The 12752-nt window shown below is 44.5% G+C and carries 7 protein-coding genes; 4 read left to right on the top strand and 3 right to left on the bottom strand.

Annotated elements, in window-relative coordinates; translation table 11 throughout:
- Positions 1-130 precede the first annotated feature (130 nt).
- The 3 genes from KTO63_RS09555 to KTO63_RS09565 all read left to right on the top strand — a co-directional run bounded on the left by KTO63_RS09555 (position 131) and on the right by KTO63_RS09565 (position 10314).
- The gene (locus tag KTO63_RS09555) at positions 131-5506 is read left to right on the top strand and encodes a T9SS type A sorting domain-containing protein (RefSeq protein ID WP_217791037.1); all 5376 of its coding nucleotides are present in this window, start codon (positions 131-133) and stop codon (positions 5504-5506) included.
- A gap of 373 nt (positions 5507-5879) precedes the next feature.
- Positions 5880-9224: an isoleucine--tRNA ligase gene (ileS, locus tag KTO63_RS09560; protein ID WP_217791038.1), complete on the top strand. Its 3345-nt coding sequence runs from the start codon at positions 5880-5882 to the stop codon at positions 9222-9224.
- A gap of 88 nt (positions 9225-9312) precedes the next feature.
- Positions 9313-10314, top strand: coding sequence for a TraR/DksA family transcriptional regulator (locus tag KTO63_RS09565; RefSeq protein WP_217791039.1), 1002 nt, complete (start codon positions 9313-9315; stop codon positions 10312-10314).
- 162 nt (positions 10315-10476) lie between these two features.
- Here the strand turns inward: KTO63_RS09565 and KTO63_RS09570 are convergent, their stop codons facing one another.
- Together KTO63_RS09570 and KTO63_RS09575 are read right to left on the bottom strand one after the other, a co-directional pair.
- Positions 10477-10881, bottom strand: a complete 405-nt coding sequence (locus tag KTO63_RS09570; protein WP_217791040.1) for an energy transducer TonB — start codon at positions 10879-10881, stop codon at positions 10477-10479.
- A gap of 95 nt (positions 10882-10976) precedes the next feature.
- The gene (locus KTO63_RS09575; RefSeq protein WP_217791041.1) at positions 10977-11837 is read right to left on the bottom strand and encodes an aldose 1-epimerase family protein; all 861 of its coding nucleotides are present in this window, start codon (positions 11835-11837) and stop codon (positions 10977-10979) included.
- A gap of 207 nt (positions 11838-12044) precedes the next feature.
- Between KTO63_RS09575 and KTO63_RS09580 the strand changes: the two genes are divergently transcribed.
- A complete protein-coding gene (locus KTO63_RS09580; protein WP_217791042.1) occupies positions 12045-12239 on the top strand; it encodes a hypothetical protein in 195 nt (64 codons plus the stop codon).
- 85 nt (positions 12240-12324) lie between these two features.
- Here the strand turns inward: KTO63_RS09580 and KTO63_RS09585 are convergent, their stop codons facing one another.
- A complete protein-coding gene (locus KTO63_RS09585; RefSeq protein WP_217791043.1) occupies positions 12325-12603 on the bottom strand; it encodes a SelT/SelW/SelH family protein in 279 nt (92 codons plus the stop codon).
- Between the last annotated feature and the right edge of the window lie 149 nt (positions 12604-12752).

The raw sequence follows: 12752 nt of genomic DNA on the forward strand, positions 1-12752 counted from the left end.
CTCCAGCATTTTTTTTCGTCCTTCTTTTGCGGCCCCTTAGCTAACGTTATTGTATATGCGCATTTTAAATCAATAAGTAATTTAAACCTACCCTGGTACCTACCCCTTTTTCAAACTAAAATCTTCCTTAATGAAAGAAAATTTTACAAAACACTTTTATTGTAAAACGAGAAAGCGTTTCGCGATGGCTTTGGGACTATGCATCGCAACACTGGCGGGGCAGTGGGCCAATGCCCAGCAATACGACTGGGTAAGAACCGGTGGCGCAGCTGCTTCGGTAAGCGGCGCCGTTTCTATTAGCCCGACCCTTAATGCCAGCACAGTCAACGGGGTGGCTCAAAATGAAACATGGGTGGTTTTTTCTCCAGCTGCCGGCGTGCGTTACAAAGGAGCGGGAAATGGTACCCCGCCAGATATTGGCGCAAAAGAAAACCAGGTAGCCAGTTTGGGTCGTTATGATGCCAATATGAACCTGGTATGGTTGGCGACCGCTCGCGAAATATCAAAAATTGCCGCAGATCCTTATGCAAATGACCAGTTTTACGGAGTCATGTCGTTTTGGGTTTCAACAGATAACGCGGGCTCAGACTTTTTGGGACTTCCCTGGACCTCTGAAAAAGCAGGGGTCATAACTTTTGTTGTGAAATGTAAGGCAACCGGTGCTGGATCTTACACCCCACTGAAATTGCTTAAGATAGATGGTAGTTCGGACGAAGTGCCGGATAATCTAATAGTAAAGGACATTGGCGGGGGACATACACGCATTGTTGTACAAGGGCACAGCAGAAGCACTTCGCTTACACTTTACACAGACGGCACCAGTGGAGCAGCCCAGGTTGTTCCGGTAAATGGTGGCGGAGGTATGTATTATGATGAGTTTGTAGCCTGTTATGATGATGACAATAATACCGGTACCATTGTGCCTCTTTGGGCGAATACATTTGGCGCAGCTTCCGCCAGCGAAGCTGCCTTCACTCCCATTGACATTGCAGACAATGGCGATGTAAGATGGTTGCCAGGTTATACGAGCTCAAATGGTTTGGGCACAGTTAACTATTCGCTGAATAATTGTAGCGGCACAGGTTCAGGTAATGTAACAACAACCAGTTATCCCGCCAATATCAACGGAGGCAACCGCTACCTGTTTTTTTCTTTAAATGGCAGCAATGGCGCACCCATTTGGGTAAAAAACGAACTTACCGCCAATGTTGCATTCGCTCCTTATGGCATAGCAACGGATGCGGCCGGAAGCAGCTATGTTTATGGACTCCTTTCCGGTTCCGGTACGTACAATGCAGGTTCTGGAGTGTCTGTTGCGGCAGCTGGCGGCAACGATTTGGCCATCGTAGTCTTTGACAATAATGGAAATGCACTTCGCGCACAAAATTATGGAAACACCACTCCGCAGGCGGTTGCTTCCCCTGCTGTTTCAAACCTGATAAACCTGGATCGTGCCAATAACCGTCTTTACATGACCGGATATACAGGCAGCGGTTTTACGACTGGCACAGCCACCATACAAACACAGACGGCAGGCGGCTATAGTGGCTATCTGCTGGCTGTAGACGCCACCAGTTTGAGTGGACTTTCGGCAGTTACCGGTATTAGCAGCGTTAATGCGACCAGTGCTTTCGATGTCGTAGTTGTTCGTCCCGATCATTATGTTGTCTCTGCACAACAATATGCAATAAGTGGCGAAAACAGGCTCAATGCATCTGCCAATACATTGTTGCCGAAAACAGCCTATGGCTATCAAGATGTCGCAATTACCAAATTCGACGGTTCGAGCGGGAGCCTGCTCTCCCCACTTGCCGAAGGCGGCTGGGGCGGGTCAACAGGCAACACGATAACAAGCATAGCGTTAAAGGATCAATACTTGGTTTCGGCAGGATATTTTACAGGCTCCATGGTAGTGGGAGGCGTTTCTCTCTCCAATTCAACATTTGCCGGCCTGATAACGCTTACAGATACAGCGTCCGGAACAATCGTGAAGACACGTGCATTGTTGGGAACTTCAATTGTTGTCACAGGAGTACGGGTAAGTCCAATAGACGGGTCGATTTATGCATGTGGAATGGCACAATCTGACATCACGCCAAACGGCAGAACCGCGCTTGGCAAGACTAATTTAGGTGGAAATGATGTTTTTGTAATGAAGCTCGACAACAACCTGAATCCAATATGGACCGCAAACATTGCTGGAACCAGTTCGGATAATGTATATGCATTGGAAATAGATCCCATTACCGGCGACTTGTACATTGGTGGATATTTTTCTAGTTCTCCGTTAAAATTGAATGCTGCGGGCAGTACAACCTGGGGAAGTGCTGTACTGGCTACCAATAGCTACACGACCAGTCCTGTTAGCAATGATGTTTTCGTGGCTAAATTTGGTTCAGATGGAACGTTCAAATGGATCAGTACCGGTGGCACACCCAATGCAACTACAAATGATGGAATGTATAAAGCATTAAAGGTGGTAAATGATAAACTATATGTTGGCGGATATGGTGCGCCCGGAACCTTCAGTTTTGGAGGAAAATCACTTGCGTTTAATGGCGGCTCCGTTGACATGTTCCTGATGCAGCTTGATCCTGCCACCGGCAATGCTAACTGGCTCAAAGGCTGGATGGGGAACGCATCTGACCAAATGAACTCGATCGATGCATATAACGGAATTATATATGCCGCCGGATATTCAGCATCCACATCAGGGATGAACCTTGGAGGAACACCCTTTTCTTCATCTAGTCAATACGACGGGTTCTTTTTTGGAGTAGATGCCAATGGTAATGATTTACCAGGTATAACGCAACTTAAGGGCAGCATTTCTGAAGGCATAAATGAGATCAGAGTAGATGGTGCGGGCAATCTTTTCTTTGCCGGATTTTCAAATAGTAACGATCTTAATTTGGGTAATGGGTTAAAGTTTAGTTCAGTCGGCAACAATGATTGTTTGGTTGGCGCTGTTGATTTAAATAACAATATGAACGTGAAATGGGGCTTTCTCAGTGGCTCTGTAAACGCAGAGCATTTAAACAGTGTGACACCAGGAAAACTTGGCATGCTGTTTACCGGCGGTACGCTGGCAGGGTCCGCTACCTTTGGTTCACAAGTGATCAACGGCCGTATTGGTTCAGATTTTTGCTACAGTCGTATCAGTTATCCTTATGTCGCACCCGGCGCACAAATCAGTAATCTGAGTGCGTGGTATAATGCTGGTAGCAAGCTTAATGGCAATCCTGCTACACAATGGAGCAACCTTAGCGCCAATTCTTCGCTCACCAATCTCGTTTCTACTGGTTCTGTGCCTGTAGCGACGGCAGGTCTTAACTTTAACCCAACAGTTGCTGTCACAGGTGGTGCGGGCTACTTAAGTCAAGATGGCGTTTATGCATCTGCGTTAACAAGTACTGGTGGCAGTTATTACAACGTATATGCTGTTTTTAGGCCCCACTCTGCTACCGATAATCTGGCTGTTTGGAAAGAAACCACTTCCAACACAGGTATTATACTTGGCTCAGCCGGCAACACTATTGTAGGTAAAGGAGGCACTGTAACCGCTTCCAATACTGCCCCGCTTAGTAACAGCCAATACAGCGTCAGCACTTTATCGGTAAACGGCAGCACCGCGAACAACTACCTAAACGGAACGGCAAACGGAAGTGCCACAGGTATTACCGCACTTAACACAAGCAATGCCGGCACGTTCCAGATAAATGGTACAGGCACCATTGACGTGGCAGAAGTGGTTACATATGCCGGTGTGCATGCAACCGGCAATCCGGCGATAAATAAAGTAGAAACATACCTCGGCATTAAGTACGGCATTACACTGGGCCATCACTATTTCAGTACGATCGGCGATACGCTTTACAAAATGAATAACGGTTTTGCAAACAACATAGCCGGCATTGCTATAGACAGCGCCGAGTTGCTGGTGCAAAAGCAAGGGCATAGTCAAAATATCCAATCAAAAGGTGATATGCTCACTATCGGCATGGGTACCATTGCTTCAGACAACATTAGCAATGCCGCCATAGCCACACAAGACAACAGCTACCTTGTTTGGGGCGATGATAATGGCAGCGTAACCACTGGTCAAACAACCAATTTGGCCACAACAGCATCGTCATGCGCATTGCGTCTGCCACGTAATTGGAGGATACAGCGTACTCGCAGTGGCATTGGTAGCACGCAAGTGCAAATGGATTTGAACAATACGATTGATCTAAGCGCTTATGCTGCATCGGATATCCAGTTAATGATTGATAAAGATGGCGACGGCAACTTTGCAACCGGAACAATCAAACTCATCACTGCTGCCTCCCTTATTGGCAATGTGGCTACCTTCGACAATGTGAGCTGGGACTCAGATGGTAGCGGATCCGATGTGTTTTCGGTAGTGTTCAACAACAAGATACCGGATCCGGTGCTCGTCGCGAAAGGCAGTGCAATGGCCGCACCACTGTTTACCTGTAAAGATGTAGCAGGCAGCAATGTATTGGTCGATAATGTAGCAACTCCCACCGCCAAATATGCAGCAGTAAATCCTAACGGCAACACAGGTTACAATTTTGCCGTAACAGCCATGAACAATAACCCGGCAGTTAACAACCAGGTGAAAACGGACAACACAACCCGCACCACGGCATTTGCTAACCGCATGTACATCATCCACGATGCAGGAGTCAACAACTATCCAACTGGCATGACTGTAAGAGTGTACTACGATCCGCAGGATAGCATCGATGCGGTCAATGCCCTGGATTCTAAAGTGTCCGGTCCGTTGAAATATCTCTGGTTCAAATATCCGGGCACAGACGTAAACACCGTGTTGAATGCACAAACAGATGCAACTATAACAGGCGCTTCCTGGCTGGCGCCGTCTGCATATGGTGAGGAAGGAGGTGTAAAATATGTTGAGTTCAGCGGTATCAACAACTTTAGTGTATTCGGAGCAATGGCGGGTCGTGGCGCGGTGGCATTGCCGTTACACTTTACCGGCAGCCGTGCTACAGCCAACGCATGTTCCGTGAACCTTTCGTGGCAATTCAAGACAGAGGGGCAAACCATGGTAAAACAATTTGAGGTGCAACGCAGCGGCAACGGCCACGATTTTGAAACGGTAGCAACCGTATCATCAGGCAGCAAAACGTATACAGACGTGCCGCCGCATGAGGGACAGTGGTATTATCGCATCAAAGCGGTTGAAAACAGCGCCGTGACTTACACCAACGTGATGCCGGTTCAAGTAAAATGTGTGAATGATGAAATACGCGTTTTCCCTAATCCTGCCGTTGATAAGGTAACTATTTCCATGACCGGAACAATTGGTCACGCAAATTATCAGTTACTAAACGCAACAGGAGGAACGGTAATGAAAGGAACAATCAACAATGGCATTGCTAAATTTAGTGTGGCAGGTTTGTCAGCCGGTGTTTATTTGTTGAGAATAGAAAACAATGGCAAGGTCGAGACACAAAAAATTAATGTGATGCATTAAAAAGAACAGGGTTGGTTTTCTGATAAATTAAGGATGCAATGGGCCGGGACATTCCGGCCCATTTGCTTTTTTTACCACAGAGTTCACAGGGTTGTTTTCACAGAGGAAACGGAGGTTGTCCGCGACTTTTCCATTTTTCTTCACTAGATAATTGATTATTGTGAAGAAGCTCCTCCCTCACTCTGTGAAAAAAACTCCCTTCCTCCGTGGTTAAAAAAATGCGCTTCAATGAACCCTGCCAAGAGGACTACAAACAATCTCACACCCATCAATAATTCAATTATTCAATAATTCGCGCCCTTCAGTTTAAGCCATTCAGTCATTCTTTTCAATACCTTTGCAAACTATTTTTATATATATTGGAGATTTGACTATGTCTATAACAAAATATCGTGAATTCAACCAACTGAATCTACCAACAATAGAGCAGGAAATATTGGCAAAATGGGCTGAAAATCAAGCTTTTGAAAAAAGTGTGTCATTAAGAGAGGGTGCAGAACCGTTCGTGTTCTACGAAGGTCCCCCAAGTGCGAATGGTATGCCCGGAATTCACCACGTTATTTCAAGAACATTAAAAGATCTTGTTTGTCGCTATAAAACCATGCAGGGCTTCCAGGTAAAACGCAAGGGCGGCTGGGATACGCATGGCTTGCCGGTAGAGTTAGGCGTTGAAAAAGAACTAGGCATCACAAAAGAAGACATCGGCAAAAAAATATCCATTGTCGAATATAACCAGAAATGCCGCGAAGCAGTTTTGCGTTACAAAGACAAGTGGGACGAACTAACTACTAAAATGGGTTACTGGGTTGACCTTAAAAACCCTTACGTAACCTTTGAAAATGAATACATTGAAACACTTTGGTGGTGCCTGAAGCGCCTGTACGAAAAAGGTCTTTTGTACAAAAGCGTATCTATCCAGCCATACTCTCCGGCTGCAGGTACAGGTTTGAGTTCTCACGAGTTGAACCAGCCAGGTACTTATAAAGATGTGAAGGACACAAGTGCCGTAGCAATGTTTAAGGCTGCAAAAAATGGAGATTCTCAATTTTTGTTCGATGCGGCCGGAAACGACGAAGTTTTCTTCCTCGCATGGACGACCACTCCATGGACACTTCCTTCCAACCTTGGTTTGACGGTTGGTGGTAACATAGATTACGTGTTGGTTAAAACATTTAACCCATACACTCATTTACCGGTAAACGTTGTTCTGGCGAAAAACCTCATCGGTAAATATTTCAAACCGGAAGGTGAAAACGGTGATTTTACCGGGTACACTGCTGAAACAAAATTATTGCCTTGGCAGATCTTAGCGGAGTTCAAAGGAAAACAGCTCGAAGGTTTGCGTTATGAGCAATTGCTTCCTTACGAAGCAAACACTGCTGAAAAATCCGGCGGCGATCCGTTCCGCGTATTAGTAGACAGCTTTGTAACCACTGAAGACGGTACAGGTATCGTACACACCGCTCCTGCATTTGGTGCGGATGACTATAAAGTGGGCAAAAAATATGGCATCGGCATTTTGACACTCGTTGACCGCGAAGGAAAATTTGTAGACGGTCTCGGCGAATTCAGCCATCGCTATGTAAAAAATTACAAAGACGAACAGAACTACATTGACGTAAACGTAGACATCAGCGTAAAACTGAAAAAAGAGAACCGCGCCTTTAAGGTAGAAAAATACGAACACAGCTATCCGCATTGCTGGAGAACTGACAAACCAGTTCTTTACTATCCGCTGGATGCCTGGTTCATCAAAACTACCGCTGTTAAAGACAGAATGGTGGAACTGAACAAAACCATCAACTGGAAACCAAAAGCTACCGGCGAGGGCCGTTTTGGTAACTGGCTGGAAAACATGGTCGACTGGAACCTTAGCCGTAGCCGTTACTGGGGTACACCACTTCCGGTTTGGAGAACAGCAGATGGCAGCGAAGAAAAATGCATCGGATCAATAGAAGAACTGAACACAGAAATAAGAAAAGCAAACGAAGTGTTGGGTGGCGATGTAAATAAGCACTATTTACACGACGGCATTCTTGATCTGCACAAACCATATGTGGACGAAGTTGTCTTGGTAAGCAAAGATGGCAAACCAATGCACCGCGAGCCGGATTTAATTGACGTTTGGTTCGACAGTGGTGCAATGCCTTATGCGCAGTGGCACTACCCATTCGAAAACAAAGACGCCATTGATAAAGGAACAGCATTCCCGGCAGATTTCATCGCAGAAGGCGTAGACCAAACGCGTGGCTGGTTCTATACGCTTCACGCTTTGGGAGTAATGCTATTTGACAACGTTGCTTACAAAACAGTGGTTTCCAACGGATTGGTGCTGGATAAGAACGGCAACAAAATGAGTAAGCGCCTTGGAAACGTGGTAAATCCATTTGAAACCATCGGCACATTTGGCGCAGATGCCACCCGCTGGTACCTGATTACCAATGCCTCACCATGGGATAGCTTGAAATTTGACATAGAAGGCATTAAAGAAGTTCAGCGTAAGTTCTTTGGAACACTTTATAATACCTACCAGTTCTTTGCGCTGTATGCCAACGTAGATGGATTTGCTTTCAAAGAAGCCTACATACCGGTAGATCAAAGACCTGAAATCGATAAATGGATATTGTCGTCCCTTCAATCTTTGGTGAAGAATGTAACCGAAAACTTCAACCAATACGAGCCTACTTTAGCTGGCCGTTTGATAGAAGACTTTGTGGATGAACAACTTAGCAACTGGTACGTGCGCCTTTGCCGCCGCCGTTTCTGGAAAGGCGAGTATGAGCACGATAAAATAAGCGCATACCAAACATTGTATGAGTGTCTTGAAACCATTGCCCGATTGATGGCACCGGTTTCTCCATTCTTCTCCGACTGGCTGTTCGGCAACCTGAACGCCGTGACGGGAAAATCAGATGCAGCTTCAGTTCACCATGTATTATATCCGAAAGCGAAAGATGAATTTATCGACGTGGCGCTGGAAGAAAGAATGCAATTGGCGCAGGATGCCTCTTCTCTGATCCTCTCGCTGAGGAAAAAGGTCAACATAAAGGTTCGCCAGCCACTACAGAAAGTATTGATTCCGGTTTTCAACCCTTCCATGAAAGAGCAGCTTCAAAAAGTGGAAGATTTGATCAAAACCGAGGTAAATGTAAAGGAGATACAGTATTTAACAGATACGGAAGGCTTTATTAAGAAGAAGATCAAGCCAAACTTCCAGGCACTTGGTAAGAAGTTGGGGGGCAAAATGAAAGCGGCAGGAGTTGCGATTGGTCAATTTACACAAGAAGACATCGCTTTGTTAGAAAAAGAAGGTACTTATTCTTTGTTAATTGATAACGAACCATTAATATTACAACTTAATGAGGTGGAAATCACCAGCGAGGACATTCCCGGCTGGATGGTAGCCAGCAAAGGTATATTAACAGTAGCCCTGGATGTTACACTCACCCCAGAACTGGAAAGCGAAGGAAATGCAAGGGAGCTTGTCAACAGAATACAAAAGATACGGAAGGATAACGGCTACGAACTCACGGACCGTATTATGGTAAGGCTTGCTGATAGTGAAATCGTAAAACAATCAGTCAGCCAATTTGATGAATATATTCGCACTGAAATCCTTGCTGACAAGTTAGAACTTGTTGACGGACTGAATGATGGCACTGAAATTGAAGTGAACGATATTTCATTAAAAATCCAGGTAACAAAATCCATTAATTGATAAACTAAGCCATTTTTATAATGGCCTTTTCCAGACCCCCGCATTGCGGGGCCCAATTATTTGATTAACCGGAAAAAGGAAAACAGTTATGGCAACAAAGAAAAAGGCTGCACCCGCAAAAAAAGCAGTAAAACCTGCTCCAAAAGCGGTACCTGCGAAGAAGAAACCGCAGCCAGCTGCTAAAAAAGCAGCCCCTAAGAAAGTTGTGAAACCTGCTCCAAAAGCAGCACCTGCAAAAAAAGCAGCAGCTAAGCCTGTTGCCAAAAAAGCAACCCCTGCTCCGAAGCCTGTAGCAAAGAAAGCCGTTGCCAAACCTGTTGCCAAAACTCCGGAACCTAAGAAAGCGGTTAAACCCGTTGAAAAAACAACAAAACCAGCAGTTAAAAATGATGTTCCCGCCAAGCATGTTGCCCCTGTAAAAACAGCGGCTGCAGCGAAAAGCGAACCAGCTTCCAAGGCACCAGCATCGAAATCAACTGTAAAACCTGCTCCTGCAGCAGCCATAAAAACCATTAAGAAGTCACCAGCTCCTGTTGAAAAGCCCAAACCAGAACCTAAATCCACTGTACCGCCACCGCCATTTAAAAAGGCGCCGGTTGTAGAACAACGACCAACCAAAGTGGTAATGCCGGATATTAAAACCAAGTCGGTAAAAAAATACGAACCAGATTTTACTAAAAGTGTGCTGGATACTCCTGCACAGCAACAAACCGTTCCAACTATGAGATACAGTGACGCAGAACTGGTAGAGTTCAGAGAACTCATAAACAAGAAGCTGGACGCAGCTAAAAAAGAGCTGACGTACTTGCAAGGCTTAATTACCCGCAAAGATGAGATGGGTGGCGATGAAAGTGAAAACCGTTACATGACCATGGAAGACGGTGGCGTAAGCATGGAAAGAGAACAGCTTTCTCAAATGGCGAGCCGCCAGATCACTTTTATTGATCACCTCGAAAAAGCAATAATGCGAATCGAGAATAAAACATATGGTATTTGTCGCGTAACAGGAAAGCTTATCGATAAAGCCCGTTTACGTGCCGTGCCACATGCTACTTTGAGCATTGAGGCTAAGCAGGTAATGAACAAATAAAATAATTGAATTACTGAATAACTGAGCATTTGGTGTTACAACCTGCTCAGTTATTCAACTATCAGCTATTGGTTGCCCATTCCCATTCACCTCAAATATGGGAAACATTGTGATGCATGCTAAGTGCAAACGATTGTCTGCGGGCAGAACGACTCTCCGTCCTTATTGCAGTCTGAAAGTGATAGGCTGTTTCTTATAACTTTTTACTTTCCTTCCACTTTGTTGAGCCGGAATCCATTTTGGTGACTTTTTCATCACCCTTTCTGCCTCTGCGCGCAACTCATCCGGGCCGGCAATCGCTGCTATGTCCGTAATATTTCCCTCTTTGTCAACAATGAACTGAACGACCACGGTGCCTTGAATATTTTTCTTTATCGCTGCTTTAGGGTAATGCAGGTTTTCATTTAAGTATGCAGCCCAACCGGCCACACCGCCGGGAAACGACGATTCGATCTCAACCTTTACGAACGTTTTTTCGAGAGATGTGTCGATAGTTTGTGGCTTCTCTTGCGAAAATCCATTCAATGCCATTAAAACGCAAAATGTAAAAATGCTTAACGGTTTCATTTAATAGGGTTTTTATTTTAAGCGTAAGCCCAACGCTGAACGCCTAACGCGGAGTAGCAGGCGTTCAGCGTTAGGTATTTAGCATTAAGCGTTCATTAAAACAGTTCCACCTGCCAGCTTCTCTGCCAGCTTCCACCTGCTTCGAGTTTTTCAATACCTTCTTTCTCTGCTAATTCCTGGTTGTGATCTACACTATCTGCAATGCCGCACCACGGTTCTATACATACGAAAGACGCATCTTTTGCGGCCCAGATACCAAAGAATGGAAATCCTTCAAAAAGAAAATGCAGACCATGCTCGCTTTTTTGCGAAGCAAGAGAAATAGCATTGCTCTCCAAATGCTTTAATACAATCGCATCTCCATAAAAAAGAGATTTGCTCAATGGAAGCTTGTGATCCGTCAGCGCGATCGTTTCCGTGTCCTTTGATATCAAACCATTGTCCAGCTTATATTTCAGCAGTTCATTTTCTTTGTTGAACTTAAGATAGTAATCTGCGTAAGCAAGCTCCTTTTCAAGCGGAACAGCAAACGCCGGATGGCCGCCAATGGAAAAAAGCATTTGTTCCTTGCCGTTATTTTTTACGACGTAAGTACAACTAACTTTATTGCCAATGAGCTCATACACCAGGGTCAATTCAAATGCAAAAGGATATACCTTTAAAGTGTCTTCATTGCTCACCAAAGTAAACGTCGCCTTTGAATTGCTCTCCACATTCACATCAAATTCTTTATCTCTTGCAAAACCATGGCGCGGCAAATGATATTCTTTTCCCTTGTAGCAATAGGTATCATTTTTTAAAGAGCCTACAATGGGAAATAGCACCGGACTATGTTTACCCCAAAAGGCAGCATCGCCGCTCCACATGTATTCCAGGTCGTTATATTGAATACTTTGAAGCTCCGCGCCTTTCGGGTTGATTTTTATAAAAACGCTTTCGTTGTTTAGAGTTATCATAATAGTAATTGTTGAGTTGAAATTAAGTCAGCTACATACAGCCTCAAATTTAATAACTAGATTGGAAGTTGGAAGTGATAGGTTGTGAGTTTTGAGTTATGAGTTTTGGGTTGGTGCTTAGTTTCGGTTCCTGAGTTATTCAATTATTCAGTTATTCAGTCGTTCCCCGAGGCACACCCTTTGCAGTCAATTTCCTAAACTACGATCATGGAAAAGAGAGTCTTCGGCATCATACTAACGGTTCTGGGAATCATTGGTTTAATCATGGCGGCCATGAACTTCATGAATGGCGGCTCCAATACCCACAACGTAAAAGAAATTTTTACCTATTCTATTTTAGGAGTTGTTTTCTTTTTCTCCGGAATAGCATTGATTCGTAGTACGAGAGATAAGGCAGCATAAAGCAATAACTGAATAACTGAGTGGTCGATAATGTGAGTGGCTCCGCATATGAAACATTCAGTTATTCAGTCATTCAGTCATTCAGTTATTTACTGTCCGAATGCCCCAAACTCTTTCCCGGATTCACCACATCCCGCACCAACTGTTTGAGTTCTTTTATTTCCGGAAAACGTCCTTGTTCTTTTCTGTCAAATATTTTTTCATCATTAATGGAGATAATAAATCGGCCGCTTATTTCGGAAGGTACTAGCAGTACTCCTTTAAGATCGTCATTAAAAGTAGTCAACAGTTCCTGTGCCATGTAAGCGCTTCGCAAAAGCCATCCGCACTTAGGGCAATATTCTATAGAGACAGTGGGTTTCATTAAGTGTCGTTTTTGCAAAAATAGAAGAAAGGAACGCTGATTTTCAAGATTGTCATGATTTGTTAAGATTCTTGATTTGAAAATTAATACTCATCCGTTTTCAAATCATACATTGATCATGATAATCATGAAAATCTCCGTTCTCACTG

Origin of the sequence: Pinibacter aurantiacus, from assembly GCF_019130065.1 — a bacterium.
In the GTDB taxonomy this organism is placed as follows: Bacteria; Bacteroidota; Bacteroidia; order Chitinophagales; family Chitinophagaceae; genus Pinibacter; species Pinibacter aurantiacus.

Coding starts and splice junctions, on each gene's coding strand:
- KTO63_RS09555 (WP_217791037.1), top strand. CDS start 131: ATGAAAGAAAATTTTACAAAACACTTTTATTGTAAAACGAGAAAGCGT.
- ileS (WP_217791038.1), top strand. CDS start 5,880: ATGTCTATAACAAAATATCGTGAATTCAACCAACTGAATCTACCAACA.
- KTO63_RS09565 (WP_217791039.1), top strand. CDS start 9,313: ATGGCAACAAAGAAAAAGGCTGCACCCGCAAAAAAAGCAGTAAAACCT.
- KTO63_RS09570 (WP_217791040.1), bottom strand. CDS start 10,881: ATGAAACCGTTAAGCATTTTTACATTTTGCGTTTTAATGGCATTGAAT.
- KTO63_RS09575 (WP_217791041.1), bottom strand. CDS start 11,837: ATGATAACTCTAAACAACGAAAGCGTTTTTATAAAAATCAACCCGAAA.
- KTO63_RS09580 (WP_217791042.1), top strand. CDS start 12,045: ATGGAAAAGAGAGTCTTCGGCATCATACTAACGGTTCTGGGAATCATT.
- KTO63_RS09585 (WP_217791043.1), bottom strand. CDS start 12,603: ATGAAACCCACTGTCTCTATAGAATATTGCCCTAAGTGCGGATGGCTT.